The sequence below is a fragment of the Dietzia sp. UCD-THP genome (genome assembly GCF_000349585.1).
Taxonomy (GTDB): Bacteria; Actinomycetota; Actinomycetes; order Mycobacteriales; family Mycobacteriaceae; genus Dietzia; species Dietzia natronolimnaea_A.
The window spans coordinates 1-18297 of record NZ_AOSR01000031.1; the positions used below are offsets into that span (position 1 = coordinate 1).

At 64.6% G+C, this 18297-nt stretch carries 13 protein-coding genes; 6 read left to right on the forward strand and 7 right to left on the reverse strand.

Annotated features, from left to right (window positions below):
* Positions 1-324: 324 nt before the first annotated feature.
* Both H483_RS24200 and H483_RS24205 read right to left on the reverse strand, forming a co-directional pair.
* Entirely contained in the window at positions 325-1524 is a 1200-nt protein-coding gene (locus H483_RS24200; RefSeq protein ID WP_017835852.1) for an acetyl-CoA C-acetyltransferase, read from the reverse strand.
* A 274-nt stretch (positions 1525-1798) separates the two neighbouring features.
* A complete protein-coding gene (locus tag H483_RS24205; RefSeq protein ID WP_017835853.1) occupies positions 1799-3448 on the reverse strand; it encodes an AMP-binding protein in 1650 nt (549 codons plus the stop codon).
* Between the two features lie 142 nt (positions 3449-3590).
* Between H483_RS24205 and H483_RS24210 the strand changes: the two genes are divergently transcribed.
* Entirely contained in the window at positions 3591-4742 is a 1152-nt protein-coding gene (locus H483_RS24210; protein ID WP_017835854.1) for an acyl-CoA dehydrogenase family protein, read from the forward strand.
* A 495-nt stretch (positions 4743-5237) separates the two neighbouring features.
* On the opposite strand, the gene H483_RS39525 is transcribed toward H483_RS24210, so the two are convergent.
* Both H483_RS39525 and H483_RS24220 read right to left on the reverse strand, forming a co-directional pair.
* Positions 5238-5408, reverse strand: coding sequence for a hypothetical protein (locus H483_RS39525; protein WP_017835855.1), 171 nt, complete (start codon positions 5406-5408; stop codon positions 5238-5240).
* A 72-nt stretch (positions 5409-5480) separates the two neighbouring features.
* A complete protein-coding gene (locus H483_RS24220; RefSeq protein WP_238556227.1) occupies positions 5481-6188 on the reverse strand; it encodes a TetR/AcrR family transcriptional regulator in 708 nt (235 codons plus the stop codon).
* 108 nt (positions 6189-6296) lie between these two features.
* On the opposite strand from H483_RS24220, the gene H483_RS38095 reads away from it, so the two are divergent.
* On the forward strand, positions 6297-7166 hold the full coding sequence (locus H483_RS38095; protein WP_017835857.1) for a hypothetical protein: 870 nt from the start codon (positions 6297-6299) through the stop codon (positions 7164-7166).
* Between the two features lie 214 nt (positions 7167-7380).
* Positions 7381-8616: an MFS transporter gene (locus H483_RS24225; RefSeq protein WP_017835858.1), complete on the forward strand. Its 1236-nt coding sequence runs from the start codon at positions 7381-7383 to the stop codon at positions 8614-8616.
* A gap of 269 nt (positions 8617-8885) precedes the next feature.
* On the opposite strand, the gene H483_RS24230 is transcribed toward H483_RS24225, so the two are convergent.
* The 3 genes from H483_RS24230 to H483_RS24240 all read right to left on the reverse strand — a co-directional run bounded on the left by H483_RS24230 (position 8886) and on the right by H483_RS24240 (position 14023).
* Positions 8886-10535 carry an AMP-binding protein gene (locus H483_RS24230; protein WP_017835859.1) on the reverse strand — a complete coding sequence of 550 codons (1650 nt, stop codon included), beginning with the start codon at positions 10533-10535 and terminating at the stop codon, positions 8886-8888.
* Positions 10536-10850: 315 nt separating this feature from the next.
* Positions 10851-12374, reverse strand: coding sequence for an aldehyde dehydrogenase family protein (locus H483_RS24235; RefSeq protein WP_017835861.1), 1524 nt, complete (start codon positions 12372-12374; stop codon positions 10851-10853).
* Positions 12375-12505: 131 nt separating this feature from the next.
* Positions 12506-14023: a helix-turn-helix domain-containing protein gene (locus H483_RS24240; protein WP_017835862.1), complete on the reverse strand. Its 1518-nt coding sequence runs from the start codon at positions 14021-14023 to the stop codon at positions 12506-12508.
* Between the two features lie 719 nt (positions 14024-14742).
* Between H483_RS24240 and H483_RS38420 the strand changes: the two genes are divergently transcribed.
* From H483_RS38420 to H483_RS24255, 3 genes are all read left to right on the forward strand, one after another.
* A complete protein-coding gene (locus tag H483_RS38420) occupies positions 14743-15462 on the forward strand; it encodes a TetR/AcrR family transcriptional regulator (protein WP_202959094.1) in 720 nt (239 codons plus the stop codon).
* A 404-nt stretch (positions 15463-15866) separates the two neighbouring features.
* Entirely contained in the window at positions 15867-16202 is a 336-nt protein-coding gene (locus tag H483_RS24250) for a cupin domain-containing protein (protein WP_017835864.1), read from the forward strand.
* Between the two features lie 447 nt (positions 16203-16649).
* Positions 16650-17975, forward strand: coding sequence for an NAD(P)/FAD-dependent oxidoreductase (locus H483_RS24255; protein WP_031264571.1), 1326 nt, complete (start codon positions 16650-16652; stop codon positions 17973-17975).
* The last annotated feature ends 322 nt before the right edge of the window (positions 17976-18297 follow it).

Sequence of the window (18297 nt, forward strand, 5' to 3'; positions counted from 1 at the left end):
TAATACGCAGACCTTCCACCTAAGGGTGCCGAGTTTTAGATTGTGCGAACTCGACCCCTCCCCGGACAGCTCCCACGTTCGTATTGCCCGCCACCTCGCATGACGTGCGCTCGGACAGGTGCCGGACCGCGGCGCTCCGCCGTTTGTTGGACCTTGACCACTGGCCGATTACGCAAGGGCGGACAACGCCGCTACCTGCGGCCCTTTGCCGACAGTCCGCTGACCCGGCTCCACCGGCCGCCACCTGGACTGATTGATCGACCTACGGCGCATGGCCCGACGACGTCGGAGACTCAGCCGGGTGGGCCGAGTCGCCCGCCGGTCTCAGCCGACCACGGGCACCCGAATGAGCAGGGCATCACCCTGACCACCACCGCCGCACAGCGCGGCCGCACCGAGTCCGCCGCCACGGCGGGCGAGCTCGAGCGCCAGCGTGAGCACCACGCGGTTCCCGGACACACCGATCGGGTGACCGATCGAGATGGCGCCACCGTTGACGTTGACCGCGTCCGGACTCAACTCGAGCATCCGGGTGGAGTGCAGGCCGACGGAGGCGAACGCCTCGTTGAACTCGAACAGGTCGATGTCCTTGACGTCGACGTCCGCGCGCTTGCAGGCGTCGAGGATCGCGTCGGCGGGCTGGTGCTGCAGCGTCGAGTCCGGGCCGGCCACGGTGCCGTACCCGACGATCTCGGCCAGGACGGTCCAGCCCTCGGCCTCGGCGCGCGCGGCGCTGGTGACGATGACCGCCGAGGCGCCGTCGGAGATCTGCGACGACGAACCGGCGGTGATGGTGCCGTCCGCGGAGAACGCCGGCTTCAACTTGGCCATCGACTCGGGCGTCGACTCGGCGCGGATGCCCTCGTCGCTCGCCACGACCGTGTCGCCCTTGCGGCCCTTGATGGTGACCGGGACGACCTCATCGGCGAAGCGCCCCTCTGCCCACGCGGCGGCGGCGCGCTGGTGGGAGATGGCCGCGAACTCGTCCTGGTGCTCACGGGTGATCTCGAGCTCGACGTTGCGGGCCTCGGTGAGCGCGCCCATCGGCTGGTCGGTCGGCACGTCGTGCAGACCGTCGAAGGCCATGTGGTCCAGGACCTCGATCGAGCCGTACTTGTAGCCGGCGCGGCTCTTGGGCAGCAGGTGCGGGGCCTGCGACATGGACTCCTGGCCGCCCGCGACGACGACCTCGGAATGACCCGAGCGGATCGCCTGGTCGGCGAGCGCGATCGCGGTGAGCCCGGACAGGCACATCTTGTTGATGCTCAGGGCGTCGACGCGCTTGGGGATACCCGCGGCCAGCGACGCCTGGCGTGCGGGCATCTGACCGTTACCGGCGGACAGCACCTGACCCATGATCACCTGGTCGACGGCCTCCGCGGGGACGTTCCCACGCTCGAGAGCGGCGCGGATCGCGATGCCGCCCAGCTCGGGTGCGGACAGGGAAGACAGACCTCCCTGCAGGCGGCCGAACGGGGTGCGGGCACCGGAGACGATGACGGTGCGGGTGGGGTCGGCGGTCATGGGACACCTTCCGATCGAGGGGAAACGACTGTGCTGACCAAACTATTTTCCCGGGGCACGGACGACGGGGCCTTATGACCACTACCCCAACCGGCCTGGTACCGCGACAACCTGAACATGAATAACTTCCACGAAGTGGTCAACGAGGAGCAGTGCGTGCGCGATGCCGTGCTCGGCTCCCCGGATGCTCCGAGGGCGGCGTCCTGCTCCAAGCGCTCGCCCGGTGGCTGCGGAGCTCATGGGCAGATGGTAGTTCCGCCGGCGCACCCGTAGGTCAGGCCTGGCCGGCGCGCTCCTTGCGCAGCAGGAAGCGCTGGATCTTGCCCGACGGGGTCTTGGGCAGCTCGCGCACGAAGTGGATCCTGCGCGGGAAGGCGTGCGCGGCGAACTCGGTCTTGACCCACTTCTGCAGCTCGGCCTCCTTCTCGGCGCCACCGTCGAGGCCCTCGCGCAAGACGATGTAGGCCTCGAGGACCTCGCCGGCCAGGTCGTCGGGCACGCCGATGACGGCCGACTCGAGCACGTCCGGGTGCTTGGCCAGGACGGACTCCACGTCAAAGGGCCCGATGCGGTAGCCGGACATGATGATCACGTCGTCGTCGCGGCTGGAGAAGTAGAAATGGCCGTCGGCGTCGAGCTTGGCGGCGTCACCGGTGTAGTACCAACGTCCGTCCGGGCTGAACCGCTCGGCGGTCTTCTCGGGCGCCTCGTGGTACCCGGTGAACCACATGAGCGGGCTCGCGGGGACGTCGATCGCCACACGGCCGAGCTCGCCGGCCGGGGCCGGCATGTCCTCGTCGGCGGCCAGCACCGTGCAGGACCACCCCGGCAGCGGCACGCCCATCGAACCGGGACGGACGTCCTCACGCAGCGAGTCGTGCCACGGGTTGATGATGAACATGCCGTGCTCGGTCTGCCCGTACTGGTCGCGGACCTCCACTCCGAACTGCTCGATCGACCACTCGATCACCTCGGGCGTCAGCGGCTCACCGGCGGCCGAGGCGCGGCGCAGGCGCACGTCGGCCGGGGCGATCTCCTTCTTGGCGCGCATCGTCCGGTACACCGTCGGCGCGGCGGCGAAGTTCGTGACGTGGAAGAACTGCAGTACGGCATACGCCAGCTCCGGCGAGTAGCGGGCATGCAGCAGCAGGCTGCGGCGACCGACGGCCATCGGGCCGAGGATGCCGTAGTAGAGGCCGTAGGCCCAGCCCGGGTCGGCGCCGTTCCAGAACACGTCCTCGGCGCGCACGTCCAGGCCGGTCTCGATGTACTGGTGGAACGCGGCCAGCGCGCGGACCGGCACCACGACGCCCTTGGGGGTTCCGGTGGTCCCGGAGGTGAACAGCAGGACCATTCCGGCGTCCGGGCCGGTGACCGCGGCGGGCCGGCCCGGCTCCTGCGCCGCGGTGATGGTCGCCAGGTCCAGGTCGCCCTCGCGGGCATCGGGGCACTCGCCGAGTCCCGCCACGACCACCGGGACGGAGGCCTCCTCGATCTTCCCGCGCTGGTCGGCGTCGGCGATGATCACCTTGGCGTCTCCACCGGTGATCCGCATCTCGATCGCGGGCCACGCGAACGCGGTGAACAGCGGCATATGAACGGCGCCCAGACGCCAGATGCCCATGAGGGTGAAGACCAGGTCGGACGACTTGGACATCAGGGTGGCCACACGGTCGCCCTCGGACACCCCGAGGTCGGCCAGGGCGGCCGCGACCTTCTCGCCCTCGGTCCGCAGCTCGCCATAGGTGATGTCGCGACCGGAGAGGTCGGCGTCGATCACCGTGAAGGCCACGGCCTCCGCGCCGTGCCGGTCGCAGAGGAACTCCGCGGCGCTGGCACCGGGGACGTCGTAGATCGCCAGCAACTCCTCCGGCGACAGGGGTACGTCGGTGGGCGGGGCGATCTCGGTCGTATCTGCAGACATGTCTGCAGAGTTTCGTGCAAGGGCATGACGCGCACTACCCTCTAACGGGCACCCCCGCTTTTGGGGCTGGCACCGCCGCGCCGGAGGGGTGCACTCTGAAGGGATTACCCGACGATGCCCCCACGTATCCGGAAGGACTCCCATGGCCGTGGACCGACTGCTCCCCACCGACGAGGCGTACGAGCTGCTCGAGATGACGCGCGACGTCGCGGACAAGCTGCTCGAGCCGATCGCCGCCGAGCATGAGCGGAACCACACCTACCCGGAGGGCCTGTTCGCCCAGCTCGGTGAGGTCGGCCTTCTCGGCCTGCCCTACCCGGAGGAGTTCGGCGGCGGCGACCAGCCGTACGAGGTGTACCTGCAGGTGCTCGAGGAGCTCGGCGCGCGCTGGGCCGCCGTGGCGGTGGCCACCAGCGTGCACGGCCTGTCCTGCTTCCCGCTGGCCACCGCCGGCACCGACGAGCAGAAGGCGCAGTGGCTGCCCGGGATGCTCGCGGGTGAGCAGATCGGTGCGTACTCGCTGTCCGAGCCGCAGGCCGGCTCCGACGCCGCCGCCCTGCGCTGCCGGGCCGTCCGGGAGGGCGAGGGCCCGGGTTCGGTGTACGTGGTCACCGGCACCAAGTCGTGGATCACGCACGGCGGGATCGCCGACGTCTACAACACCTTCCTCCGCACCGGCGAGGGCTCGCGCGGCATCTCGTGCCTGCTCGTGCCCCGCGAGACGCCAGGCCTGCACTTCGGCAAGCCCGAGGATAAAATGGGCCTCAACGGTGTGCCCACCACCACCGCCTCCTACGAGGGCGCCCGCGTGGACGCCGATCGGCTGATCGGCGCCGAGGGCGACGGTCTACTGATCGCCTTCTCCGCGCTCGACTCGGGCCGGCTGGGCATCGCCGCCGTCGCGACCGGCATCGCCCAGCGGGCCCTCGACGACGCCGTGGCCTACGCCAACGAGCGCGAGGCGTTCGGCAAGACCATCATCGGCCACCAGGGCCTGGGCTTCCTGCTCGCCGACATGGCCGCCGCCGTCGGCTCCGCCCGCGCCACCTACCTGGACGCCGCCCGCCGCAAGGACGCCAGCCGCCCGTACTCGCGCGAGGCCTCGATCGCCAAGCTCACCGCCACCGACGCGGCCATGAAGGTCACCACCGACGCCGTCCAGGTGCTCGGCGGCGTCGGCTACACCCGCGAGTTCCCGGCGGAGCGCTACATGCGCGAGGCCAAAATCACCCAGATCTTCGAGGGCACCAACCAGATCCAGCGCCTGGTGATCGCCCGCAGCCTCGCCGATTGAGCGTCCAGCGCAGCGCCCTGGCTTGCAGAATTGCGGATCTTCCGGATCCAGAGTGCGTTGATTCGGGTCTAGAGTTGGCCGGAGCGGTCTGTGACCGCAGGATGTAGTGACCGAGGTTTCGGGTGCTCGAGGCCTCGGTTGATGGGCCCGTTGGAGGCGCCCACATCGAAGTACGCCGAGATTTTGCGGTGGCTCCTCCGCAACGAGCGACCGAGGCGCGCGCGCTCAGGTAACTCGGTGTGCACTCCGGTGTGGATGGAGCGCACGGACTCGCACGTCGCGATCTTGCCGTCCTGCCGCCAGGGTTGCTTGTAAGCGTCAATCATTTCCTGATTGACGCCGTAGGTGCGTCGGCGACGAACACCTTCGCGAGGCGGACCTTCTGCTTGTCGGGGAGCAACTCGACACAGAGTGCGCCTGTCTGCGGCCAGGTGCATCACGAGCAAATGGTCCATGACTGCCCGCTCCGCGGGGACCGCATTCGCCACGGCAGCCTTAAACCAGCTCCAGCAGCCGGGCCGAGCCGGCGCCATCGACAATGGGGGTGAGGTCCACCAGGACGGTCACCAAAGAGCTCGGCCGGTCGCCACAGACGTACTGCGACTTGTGCTCATCCACCCCGAGGACACGAACGGCCTCGAAGTGCCCGGGCTGGTCGTAGACCATACTGCGGATTTTCGATACCTCCAGGTCATTGACCAGAACCCAGCCAAAGCCACTCCGGGTCCGGAAGGGCCACTAACGTCCCGGCGAGCGGACCCACGCACCGCGATAGCCATCCGCTAAATCCTCGTTTGAAGTGCCAGCCCCCGCGGGAGAACCCGCGCGTAGCGCTAGCAACTCGTCGAGATCGGCGATGGCGGCCTTGACCTCCTCTGGCGATGCGACGGTGAGTTGCTGGAGGGACAGGCTTTCCAGCGATGAGAAGATCGCTCGGGCCAGCGGGCGGCGATCTGGATAGCCGTAGAGGCTCAACATCTTCTGGAACGTGTCTATGTACCGGTCGTAGAGCCGCTCGACAGTAGGACGCAATTGCGGCTGTCGTCGTGAAGCGATGATCATCTCGAACTGAAACAGCTGCAGGTCGGGATCAGCGCGCACGAGGTCCACTACTGCTTCGGCAAACGACGTGCCGAGGCGTGCTTCGGCAAGAATCGAGAGCTGCTCTAGAGAACGGTTGGTAGCCCATTCCGTTGCAGCCTCTAGCAGTCCATCTCGGGAGCCGAAATAGTACGTGATCAGGCTGTTGTCCACGCCCGCGGCCGATCCCACTTTGCGGTTGGTCAGTCCGACCAAGCCGCTTTCGCCCACCACCTTGACGACGGCAGCCAACAGGGCCTCGCGCCCGTTTCCATACTTCATGCCCGACCCCCCCACAAGCACTTTGCCACTACCCACCGTACTGCCAGCAAAATCACGGTCCCCCTTGACGCCGAACTTCTGCACGTGCAGACTAATGCCAGTGTGATGAGCACCACACTTCTGGGATGGTGCTGCACCTATCGGCAAGTGGATGCGCCTAGTAGCTGCATCCCTGCCAGGACAGGAGAGTTCATGCATGCCTCACAGCGTCTTCGCGAGAGCCACTTCAGTGTTCAGATCGAAAGCGAAAGTGCCTCTGTCGCTGATCTGTTGCCCGAGTGGACGGTTGCCGACCGGGTTGGTGTCGTCGTCCACGAGCCGTTGGGGGCTTTGGGTGCGAGTCTGCTGATCCAGGCAGCAATCTCCCGTTTTTACGCCTTCGACCCCCAGCGGCGGGATCACGCTGCGCAGTACCCCCCAATATTTATGTTCCATGTCGGAGGGCGGTTCGGAGACCACAGTCCCATGGACTTTTGGCCTCCTCGCCGGGAGGTGTTCTTCGATGATCCCGACAATCCCTATGAGGTTCTCGGTGCTCTCCGAGACCGCGGCATTACCCGGTTGCTGGTGCCGGAAGGGGTCGCCACCGGTTTGGACTATGCCTATGCCGCGCCCAGTGGCTGGACAGATATTCACTCCGCCCGTGAGCAAACGGCCTCCGCATTCGTCTACTCCGAATCTGGACGTTTAGGCGGGCATGATGTGCAGTTGAGCACAGATAAAAAGCAGGTCGAGGCCATGGTCACCGACGTTCTCCAGGTCGAGGCGATGATCGAGCAGTTTGAGCGTTCTAGCGACCAGGATCTACTGGACCTTGAACTGGGCCCGTCTACGCCGGCAGACCTTCACGGCTGGCTGCGCATGTTCGTCGCTCGCAGCGGTGAGGTGCCCTCAGCATTGCGACGAAGCATGGAAGCTGCCCGCAAGGAAAAGGTCGCACAGGGCGACTTCACGCAGACGTATCGCAGAGTTTCGGTCGATGAAGCACTTGGCCTGCTCGTCCCCGCAGAGCACTCACCGGGCATTCCCGCTGCATCTGTGAAGCAGCCCGCACACGCCTGAGGGCTCGTCGCAGCTCAATGGCCGGATACCTACCAGCCGAACTGAGCCCCGGACGGACTCCCCCTCCGCAGCCACCACGAACCGAACGCCGCTGAGTGTCAGTGCCGAAGACCACCGATGCTGCGCCTCGTCGGCCTCCGAATCCACCCCACGTGCATCAATGGGCTCTTGCCATCGAGTAGTCAGATGCATTAAATGAAACGGACATATACTAATGGTAAGCAAGACCCTGCCTGCGACGGCGACGCCGCCATTAGGCGCGCCTGCGAAGTACACAGACTTCAAGACAAATGCCTACATCATTGGTTTCAGCTCCAGCCTTTACATGGTGCTGCTAATAACTCCCATGATTACAACCAAGCTTGTCGAGCAGTATAGTTTGAGTGCATCAGCCGTCGGGACTTTGTTGTTCATCGAGATCGGGGCCTTCAGTTTCGCGACAATTCCGTCATACTTCTGGCTTCGCCGAGTGAATCTGACGCGTGCCACCTGGATCTTTGGTACTACTGCTGTGGTGGGTAACGTGCTTTCAGGTTTGGTGGGTAGCTACGAACTGTTAATTGTATTTCGGGTAGTGGCGGCCTTGGCGGCGGGGTCGGTCACCGTGATCATCCTGACCATGGCACGGAAGACAAACAATCCGAGCCGCAGCTATGCCCTGTTCCTGGCTTCGCAGCTAGGCATGGCCGCTATTTTCCTTGCCGCCTATCCGGTCTTGTTCGAAAATCGATCGGTCTCAGCAATTTACTACGCCCTAGCTCTCCTTGCGCTTGTGTGTCTTCCCTTGGCCGGGCTGATCGATCCCAACGCATATAAGCGCGAAGCGGCCGCAGAGAAAGCTGAGCGATCTCCGGTGTCAGCCCGCACCTCTAAGCGGCTGGATCTGACGGGCGCCATGGGCTTGGCAACCATCCTTCTTTTCTACATTTCCCTCAGCGGTGTGTGGGCCTTCATGGCCGAGATCGGTGCCGCCTCCCAGGTAGACATGACATCGATCAGTCTGGGACTGTCGGCCGCCACCATTACCGGGATCGTCGCAGCCTTGGCCGCTACCGCATTAGGCGAACATAGGCGCAGTAACCTGCTGGTCCTGGTGAGTTACGTAGGCCTAGCTGGCTCCATGGCTCTCCTTTTCGGGACAATCTCGGCCGCGCAATTCATCATTGCGGCTGCATTGTTCAAATTCACCTATACCTTCATCTGCCCCTACATTGTGGCATCCGTCGCTCAGCGTGACACACGCGGTTACTTGACCGGAACAATTAATCTGGTTGCAGCAGGAGGGTTCTCCCTAGGGCCATTGTTCGGCGGATTTATCATCAGTTGGTCGGGGCACTACGTAGTGCTGCTGACAGTTTCGATCATTCTGATGCTTACGTCGATGCTGCTGGCTTACAAGGTCCAGAGAATCCCCACACAGCCAGAGGGGCTGGTGACCGAGCAGGTCTAGCCTGCCCATGTGATACTTGCAGCGAGGGCATGGGGCTCTCCAGCGGCACGCAACTCGAGCTGTTGGAGAGCCTCATGCCCACTAACGATAGATGAGTCAGAGAAGCACAATTACGGAGGGCAGCGAGGGAAGTCGCCCCGCTCGCATCGAATATAGATGGTGGGGAGACTTCAGATATCGCGCCTTCTGATGATTGGGCAGCAGCAGAGCATGCCCGAGATCACCGACCAATCCTCAACTCGATGGAAATTGGGCGGGGTTCAGCATTGCTACGCTATGCCTAGGACCTCGATCGCCGTTCTGCGCATGTCGACCTTGCGCACCTTGCCCGTGACGGTCATGGGGAATTCGTCCACCACGTGGACGTACTTGGGGATCTTGTGGCGGGCGAGCTTGCCGGTGGCGAAGTCGCGGACGTCCTCGGCCGTGAGGTCGGCCCGGCCCGGCTTGAGCCGGATCCACGCCATGAGCTCCTCGCCGTACTTGGCGTCCGGGACCCCGATCACCTGGGCGTCGAGGATGTCGGGGTGGGTGTAGAGAAACTCCTCGACCTCGCGCGGGTAGATGTTCTCCCCGCCGCGGATCACCATGTCCTTGATTCGACCGGTGATCTTGACGTAACCATCGGCATCCATCTCGCCGATGTCGCCGGTGTGCATCCACCCGTCGGAGTCGATCGCCTCGGCGGTCTTGTCGGGCTCATTCCAGTACCCGATCATGACGCTGTATCCCCTGGTACAGAACTCGCCCGCCTCGCCGCGTGGGAGGGTTTCGCCGGTGGAGGGATCGACGATTTTGATCTCCAGGTGCCGACCGACCCGGCCGACGGTGGACACCCGCCGGTCCAGCGAGTCGTCGGCCCGGGTCTGGGTGGACACCGGGGAGGTCTCGGTCATGCCGTAACAGATCGACACCTCGTCCATGTTCATCCGGTCGATCACCTGACGCATGGTGGCCTCCGGGCACGGCGAGCCGGCCATGATCCCGGTGCGCAGGCTCGACAGGTCGTAGGAGTCGAAGTCCTCCAGGGCGAGCTCGGCGATGAACATCGTCGGCACGCCGTACAGGCTGGTGCACTTCTCCTCGACCACGGCCCGTAGCGAAGCGGCGGGGTCGAACGCCGGTGCGGGGATGACCATGCACGAGCCGTGCGTGGTGCACGCCAGGTTGCCCATCACCATGCCGAAGCAGTGGTAGAAGGGCACCGGGATACACACCCGGTCAGCCTCGGTGTAGCTGACTGTCTCGCCCACGAAGAACCCGTTGTTGAGGATGTTGGAGTGCGACAGGGTGGCACCCTTGGGGAAACCGGTCGTGCCGGAGGTGTACTGGATGTTGATCGCGTCGGTGGACTCGAGGCCCGAACGGATGGTGGCCAGCTCCTCGGCGTCGGTGGGTCCCGACATCATCGACTCCCACTCCTCGTCGCCGAAGAGCACTACCACCTCCAGGTCCGGGCAGTTCGGCTGGACCTGCGAAAGCATCCCGGCGTAGTCGGAGTCCTTGAACTGCGGCGCCGCCACGACGGCCTTCACCCCGGACTGGGTGAGCACGTACTCCAACTCGTGGACGCGGTAGGACGGGTTGATGTTGACCAGCACCGCGCCGATCTCGGCGGTGGCGTACTGGATCATCACCCACTCCCACCGGTTGGGCGACCAGATGCCCACCCTGTCGCCGGGGCGGATGCCGAGGCGGTGCAGGCCCGAGGCCAGCCGGCGGACGTCGGCCAGGAACTCGCTGTAGGTCCACCGCCGTCCGGCCTGAACGTCGACGAGGGCGTCCCGGTCCCCGAACCGCTCGACCGTGGCCGCCAGGTTGTCGGGGATCGTCTGCGTGAGCAGGGGGACGTCGGTGCCCCCGCGCGTGTGGGACGGTGCGGATCCTGCAGTGGTGGAATCGAGATCGGTGGTGGTCATCTCGGAGCTCCTCGGGGGCGGGGCCGGATCAGGCCCGGGGGGTTATCACTTCGGTGGTGGCTCCTGCGCGACGCATCGCCGCCTCGGCCTGACGGAACGCGGGACCGTCGACCATGCGACCCTCCAGCTGAAACATGCCCTGGTTGTGTCCTGCGGCGGCGACGACGCTGCGGTTCCATGGCCTGCCCAATTTCGTGGGCCGAGTGCCGGAGACGGGCACAATAGTAGAGCCCAGCGCGCACCTCGTAGACCGCCCTGCGCCCCGCTCCCTGGTTGGGGAGCGGGGCGCAGGGCAGTTCTCTGTACAGCTCCAGATCAGAGCTGGATGTTGACCGAGCGGGTCTGGGTGTAGAGGTCGAGCGCGCCCTTGCCCAGCTCCCGGCCCCAACCGGACTGCTTGAAACCGCCGAACGGCATCGCGGTGTCGAAGCCGTTGTACTGGTTGACCCACACCGAGCCGGCCTGCAGTCGGCTGGCCACCTGATGGGCCTTGGAGATGTCCTTGGTCCAGATGCCGGCGGCCAGTCCGTACATCGAGTCGTTGGCCTGGCGGACGGCGTCGTCGACGTCGGAGAACCGCAGCGCGGAGACGACGGGGCCGAAGATCTCCTCGCGCACCACCCGGTGGTCGGGTTCGACGTCCACGAAGACGGTCGGCTGGACGAAGTAGCCCACGTCGCCGTGGCGTGCGCCGCCGGTTAGGGCCCGGCCGCCGTCCTCGATGCCGGCGCGCAGGTAGTAGGAGACCTTGTCGAACTGGTCCTGGTCGACCAGCGGGCCGAGCTCGGTGGCGGGGTCGAGGCCGTGGCCGATCGTGGCTTGGGCGGCGGCATCGGCCACGGCCTGCGTGAACTCCTCGTAGATCGAGTCCTCCACGTACAGGCGGGTGCCGGCGGTGCAGGCCTGCCCGTGGTTGAACATCCACGCGGCCACGGAACCGGCCACGGCGGCGTCCCAGTCGCAGTCGGCAAAGACGATGTTGGCGCTCTTGCCACCCAGCTCCAGGGAGACCTTCTTGAGGTTGCCCTTCGCGGCGTCGACGATCATTTTGCCCACCTCGGTGGAGCCGGTGAAGGCCACCTTGTCCACGTCGTCGTGGCCGGAGATGGCCGCGCCGGCGTCCCCGAAACCGGTCACGACGTTGACCACGCCGTCCGGCACCCCGGCCTCGCCGCAGATTTCGCCGAGGATCAGCGCGCTGAGCGGAGTCTGCTCGGCGGGCTTGAGCACCAGCGTGTTGCCGGTGGCCAGGGCGGGCGCGAGCTTCCAGGAGGCCATGACCAGCGGGAAGTTCCACGGGACGATCTGTCCACACACGCCGACGGGCACGCGGGTGGTGTAGGCGTGGAACTGCTTGTCGCCGGCGAACGGCATGGACACGTCCACGGTGGTGCCCTCGATCTTGGTGGCCCAGCCGGCGTAGTAGCGGAACACGTCGGCGGCCCAGGCCACGTCCACGGCGGTAGCGATGGTGGCGGCCTTGCCGTTGTCGAGCGCCTCTATCTGCCCGATCATCTCGGCCCTGGCGTCGAGCATGTCGCCGATCCGCCACAGGATCTGCTCGCGCTGGTTGGGCTTCATGTTGGCCCACTTGCCGTCGTCGAACGCGCGGCGGGCGGCGGCCACGGCGCGGTCGACGTCCTCGGGTCCGCCGTGGGCGACCTGGGTGATCTCATTGCCGGTGGCGGGATCGTAGGTGCCGAACGTGCGTCCGTCCGCGGCGTCGACCCACTGGCCGTCGATCAGCAAACGGTGTGGTCGGGCGAGGAACTCACGGGCCTCGGCGCAGAGCCGCTCGTCGACCGTGGGGGCGGTGTCACGGTTGAGTGTGTCGGTCATTTTTACCTCCATGTGCGTTCTGACAGTCTCGCTGTGAGTCCAGTCACAACTCATAATGGTGGCGCGCAAGGCGGTTGGAGTGTCCAGTTTCTGAACACCACTGGGTTGCGGCCTGGACGGCAGTGGCCGACCTAGAGCAACCCAAACTCCCTCATACGGGAGTAGAGGGTGGTTCGCGAGATGCCCAGTCGTTTGGCCGCGTGGGAGCGCACACCATCGCACTCGGCCAGCGCCGCGACGATCACGTCGTACTCCCCACGCGCGAGCTCCCCGGAGCGGGGCGGTCGGGCGGATCGGGCGCGGGCAGGCAAGGAGTCCACGTCGAGGCGCGCACTGCCCTTGCCCAGGCATTCGGCGAGGATCGACCGTAGAGAGGTCAGGCCGTTGGGCAGGTCCGCTGTGCACGCCGCGTCCGCGAACCGAGCGCTTACCGGGGGTGGGTCGATGCCGCATTCAGCGCAAAGGTCGGCCACCACCCGTTCAACGATCGCTGTGCTGTCACTACGCTCGTGCAGGGGCCGCAACTCCGTCCGCGCACCGCACGTGTCCAGTACTTCTGTCACCGCGGTCCGTGGATATTCACGGGAGGTGACGACGACAATGCCCGCCCGCGTCGACCCCCTTCCGGCCAGCTTCGCGGCGAGTCTGCGCAGATCTGCGTCGTCGAGCAGATCCACGTCGTCTAAGATCAGTGGCCCGGTTGCGCTGCGTAATGCTGGCACAGCGAGGTCGTTCCACGCCGTGGCCGAGTCGTCTGCCTCGGCCAACCGTACGTTCATGGCGTCCGCGCCTGCGATTGACCTTGCCGTAGTCGATTTCCCCGATCCCGCCGGACCGGTCACCGCATGCACACGGGCGGCCGTCGCGTTCTCGTGTTGGGCCATCGCCTGTACGCGGGCACTCGCCTCCCGCTCTCGGTCGACCGCGGGCACCTGCCTGCGTCGCATAGCGGGCGCTTGAGACCCGGGCTCTGTGAGATCGTCGGGAAACGCCAGGTCGAGAAGATACCCGCGGCCGCCGACCCGACTCGCTGTCAGCCGCACCGTGCCAGAGGAGAGTTCGACGCTGTCGCCCATCTCATCGCGCTCGACTAGGCGCCGGAGCGTAGTTATGTCGCGAAAATCCAGCCGCTCGAGACTCGAACGCGAGGCCAGCACCACTTCGTCACCGAACGCGCAGGTGGCCGTGTCTGAGTTGCGGGTGCGTTCGACGAAGCGGTGCCAAAGCTCCCGATCGTCGGCGCGGGCTGTGTCCACGTAGCGGGCCTCAATGTCGGCCACGATCTTGCGCACGAACGGTGCGAACATCCGCGATGCGTCCACGTCCAGTCCCGTGAGATCCACGGCCCCGACCAGCCGGCGCGTGAGCGGATCGACGATCGGGTGGCCGTAGCAAACGAAATCTTTGAGGGTTTCCGCGAAGTGCTGGTTACCGTAAATTGACACGCCTCGGCGAGTTTCGAGCGCGGTGCCGATACCGTTGTTGCCAACCAGATCTTCGGCGAGTAATGCCCCCTCGTCAATGCCGATTCTGCGAAGTCTGCGTGAAACTGGGGCATCATCCCTGGCCGTCCGGATGATTCGCCCGTCCCTGTCGCCGAGCAGGATCAGCGCCCCCGTGCCCTTGAGTATGGCGTCGAGTCCGTCCATTACCGGTCGCGCAGCTTCCGCGAGTCGGTGCGAGCGGATCCCTGCGGGGTCGGGAGAGCCGGGCCGCGCGCTCTGAGGGGTCAGCCCGAACGCGGCTGATCTACGCCAGGATGTGCCCAGCTGATCCTCCGGTGGGGAGTGGCTCGGGGACTCATTTCGCTCCGCGTTCAGAGTGCTGCTTCTACTCGGATCCTGGTGCGTGTTTTGATTCTGCCTTGGGCTGCCTTGCGAGGGGCCGTCACTGTGGAGGGCGACAGGTCCGGTAGTCCGTGTCATTGGGTCACCTTCGGAGGGGCGAGAGTGTGGTCTGCACCATACAGTCACATGCGGTCAACCGTCCGTTCGTAGCCGCCGTACTCCCCTCCCCTAAGCGACTACGAACTCTGCGGCGTCAAGCAGGGCGACTATGCCTGCCGAGGCACGCCAACAACAGATAGGAGCGAACTTCTCCGGCCGGTGGAGCGAGGGCCCATTCGCTGGATCGCCACCTCCTCCAGTCAGCCACTTTTCTGATCCCCGTCGATGCTCCATCGCAGGGTCGGCTTGGCGCTCGACGCCTCGTGCGCGCTTGATCATCGAGCAGGCCAGTACGTCGCGCGTGAACTGGCCGACGACCGTGTCGTCCCACTCCGGATTCTGACGAACTGCCGCGCCGGGTATGGACTCGCGCGGCCCGACATCGCCGGTAGGCGCCCAGCTCTGGCGCCTAACATGGGGGGATGATCACCAGCGGAGGGAATCGCGACGCTGACACGATGGGGAGCACACCTTCGGCCGAGAGTTCGGCCAGTTACGACGGGCCGAATGGCCGTCCGGGCCTGGTCCACGGAGAACGGCGCGAAGCGTTGATTGCGGCGGCGGTTCAAGTCGTAGCCAAGCGCGGTTTCCGGAGATTGACCTATCGATCCATTGCAGAAGAAGCTGGTGTAGCTCATGGGCTGGTCCGCCATCATTTTGGCACCATTGACACGCTCATCGTGGAAGCCCTCAAGCATTGCTGCGATGTCACTCTCGCAACCATTCAGCTCGATCCGCCCAGCGGTGACGTGGAGGACTTTCTACAGGGCCTGATCGAATCGTTGCAGTCCGATTCCGAGACGCAGTTGTTTCAGTACGAGGTAATGCTCGAATCCCGCAGAACTGAGTCGCTGCGCAAGCCAGTCGCAGACATGCTCAGTCTGTACAAGGGGATCGTGCGGCAGGGCCTGAGCCGAATGGGTCTGGCCGATGATTCCGTGCTCGTAGAGTTTGTCTACGCGTGTCTTGAGGGGATCGCGCTCCAGGAGACAGTGCAAGGCGTAAGCCCTGCGACCGATCAGGCCGTAAGTCAGTTGCGCCGGGTGATCTCTTTGCTTCGCTCCGCCGAGCGAGACCTCTCCCGCCCCGGTTCGGTGGGTCTGAGCGACCGCAACGCCGGGGGCGCCGAGACTGTCTCCTGACTCGATTTTTTCGGAAAGGGCGGATCCGTCCACGTCCGGACCAAAGGAGAGGGCCGGGGCGGTCGAGGGCGAGCTGGCGCGTCCGCGTCGCCACTCGGGGCTCTCGAAACGCCTGCTGACGGGCGCTGGTCGAGAGGCTGTCCCCTGTGGCAACCCGACGCTAGGTTCCCCCAGACGGATGGGCGATCGCTATTGGCCCCGGCCGTTCGAAGCTTCAACCAAACCTCTATGCCCCTAGCCATAGGGCCCTCTCGCTTCTTCTGCCTCGCTGAACCTCGTTCCACCGACTTGTCAAATTCTCCACTTGTGCAATTTGCGTCGGTAGTGCATAGTGATGTGCATCACTCCTTCGGGGGTGGCCCGAGTCCCGCGAGTGCAGGACACCACGTAGTGAGGAGAAGGCAATGCGCAAATCCCAGATTGACGCAACCGAATACGAACCGTTCCTGGAGGATGGGCAGCAGCTCGGAGAGGTCCATTGGCTCCGACAGTCCTCAGGCGCCGAGGTCGTTCATCTGGCCGGGGTCTGGCGTATCAGCCCAGAAGAGGCTCCGGAGTCGTTCGAGTATCCCTTCGAGACTGAAGAGACCATTCACGTCCTAGAGGGCTCAGTGACCATAGATGTCCCGGGTGCGGAACCCTTGTTTCTGACCGAGGGCGACATTGCGTCGTTCACCAAGGGAACAGTATCTACTTGGACTGTTCAGGCTCCCTTCCGCAAGTTCTTCGTTTGCTCCTAAAGGAATGGGCAGGGTCGGCGTTTCAGTAGCGAACTCTGATATCGGCGACCTCGGGTTGGATGCCCAACACTCCGCCTTGGTGCCGCCCCTAATTGGCTTCAATGCCAGGAGGAAGTAAAGCCCGACTCGGTATCCCCCTTAGCGGGCCGACAGCAACCATTTCGCTCACGGTTCTAATTCTCATGGTCGAGACCGTCGAACTGGCGATAGCTCCAGTTGGTTTACGGGCGGATACGACGGATTATGCCGAAGAGGACATAGGTTTCTCGCCATCTCTAGTTTCCGGTGGCCTAAAACTGGGCATGAAGCGCATATAAGAGATCCCCACATCAAATTCTCTGGCTAAGAGCGCGTTCACCGACGGCATTGTTGGTGCTCATCTCCGCGCATCACTTCGAAAGTGTCTGGGTTCTGTCCTGCACTTTCTCAACCATGAAAGGACCCGTCATGACTAACAACAGGTATGACGTCGTAATTATCGGCGGTGGCTTCGCAGGCGTCACGGCCGCTCGAGAACTGAGCAGGACCGGAAAATCGGTGCTCATCCTTGAGGCCCGGGACCGACTCGGTGGTCGAACCCACTACGAAGAAGTGCCACAACTTGGCCGCAGCGTCGAAATGGGCGGAACGTGGGTGCACTGGTTCCAGCCGCACCTGTGGTCCGAACTCAACCGGTACGGAGTCGACCTGGTCGAGAGCATTGGCGCAGCAGCCCCGGAGCAGGTCATTTACCGCACCAACGGTGAACGAAAGCTTGCTGAAATCGACGATGCTTGGCCAATCCTCGAGAGCGCGATCACTAAGTTCTTCGCCGACCATGCCCAAACCGCTTTGCCCCGGCCGTTTGATCCGCTGTTCGCCGCCGAGAAGATCAAGGAGTTCGATGGCTACTCGTGCCAGGACCGCATTGACGTCCTCGGCGTTTCTGATGAGCAGAAGGACCTTCTCAATGCAATGTGGTCGCTGTGCTGCGGAGGTGCCGCCAGTGACGGTGGTTTCGTGACCATGCTTCGGTGGTACGCCTTGTCGGGGTACACGCCAAGCGGCATCTTCGACACATGCACTCGATTCAAGATAAATGGCGGAACCAAGAGACTGCTTGAGGAAATCAACGCTGACAGCAACGCCGAGATTCGCCTCAACGCTCCGGTTTCCGCCGTCTCTACCACCGACGACGGCACCACCATCGTCCTGCGTGACGGCGAGCGAATTCCCTGTTCGGCCGTGGTTGTGACGGTCCCTCTCAATGTTCTCGCCGACATCGAATTCACCCCGCCCCTGAGCGAGGGCATGCGCAACGCTGCGAATCGCAAACAAGCCAGCAAGGGGCTGAAACTGTGGGTCCGAGTCAAAGGCGACCTTCCCCGGCCACTTTTCGCGATGGCACCGGACGACGAAGTGTTTCACTACGCACACACCGAAGACATCTACGATGACGGTCAGTTGCTAGTCGTCTTTGGCCCCGATCCGGAAAAGCTCGCTGACGTTGAATCTCCCGAGGATGTACAGCCCCATATTCGACGCCTTCTAGGAGACTGTATTGATGTAGTGGCGACCTCCGGCAAGAACTGGCACGACGACGAGTTTGCGAAGGGTGCGTGGTCTGTATATCGACCCGGCCAGCTCACCGAATCTCTCGCTGCGCTACAGGATCCGACGCCGCCGGTATTCCTCGCTGGCGGAGATATCGCTAGCGGCTGGAATGGCTTCATCGATGGGGCAATCGAATCCGCGCACACAATCGCTCGTCAAGTCAACGAGTACCTGCCCTGATTGAAGCGCCCCTCGGAAGGGGGCCCCGCAACTTGAATCCAATCTGCCGTTAACTGGCTCTCCCGGATCCGGAGCGCGTAGCGGGGGTTCGGTGACGGAACTGGTGGACCGGGGAATGAAGGGGTCCTGGGGCGTGTGAAGATGCAGGCTTTTGCCCCTCGCATCGAACACCCCAGGACCCGTCCAGAACCCCGCCGCCAACCTCCTCGCTGGCTCCATCTGCCGCACCGTCGAATCCGGGGCGACGATCACGATGCCGCCATGGTCGGCGATCTAACGCACCTGTTCTGCGCACCCGTGACCCCGGACCCGGTCTGCGTCG

Excerpts from the sequence above, each read along its gene's own strand:
- H483_RS24200 (WP_017835852.1), bottom strand. The coding sequence starts at position 1,524 with ATGACCGCCGACCCCACCCGCACCGTCATCGTCTCCGGTGCCCGCACC.
- H483_RS24205 (WP_017835853.1), bottom strand. The coding sequence starts at position 3,448 with ATGTCTGCAGATACGACCGAGATCGCCCCGCCCACCGACGTACCCCTG.
- H483_RS24210 (WP_017835854.1), top strand. The coding sequence starts at position 3,591 with ATGGCCGTGGACCGACTGCTCCCCACCGACGAGGCGTACGAGCTGCTC.
- H483_RS39525 (WP_017835855.1), bottom strand. The coding sequence starts at position 5,408 with ATGGTCTACGACCAGCCCGGGCACTTCGAGGCCGTTCGTGTCCTCGGG.
- H483_RS38095 (WP_017835857.1), top strand. The coding sequence starts at position 6,297 with ATGCATGCCTCACAGCGTCTTCGCGAGAGCCACTTCAGTGTTCAGATC.
- H483_RS24225 (WP_017835858.1), top strand. The coding sequence starts at position 7,381 with ATGGTAAGCAAGACCCTGCCTGCGACGGCGACGCCGCCATTAGGCGCG.
- H483_RS24230 (WP_017835859.1), bottom strand. The coding sequence starts at position 10,535 with ATGACCACCACCGATCTCGATTCCACCACTGCAGGATCCGCACCGTCC.
- H483_RS24235 (WP_017835861.1), bottom strand. The coding sequence starts at position 12,374 with ATGACCGACACACTCAACCGTGACACCGCCCCCACGGTCGACGAGCGG.
- H483_RS24240 (WP_017835862.1), bottom strand. The coding sequence starts at position 14,023 with ATGGACGGACTCGACGCCATACTCAAGGGCACGGGGGCGCTGATCCTG.
- H483_RS38420 (WP_202959094.1), top strand. The coding sequence starts at position 14,743 with ATGATCACCAGCGGAGGGAATCGCGACGCTGACACGATGGGGAGCACA.
- H483_RS24250 (WP_017835864.1), top strand. The coding sequence starts at position 15,867 with ATGCGCAAATCCCAGATTGACGCAACCGAATACGAACCGTTCCTGGAG.
- H483_RS24255 (WP_031264571.1), top strand. The coding sequence starts at position 16,650 with ATGACTAACAACAGGTATGACGTCGTAATTATCGGCGGTGGCTTCGCA.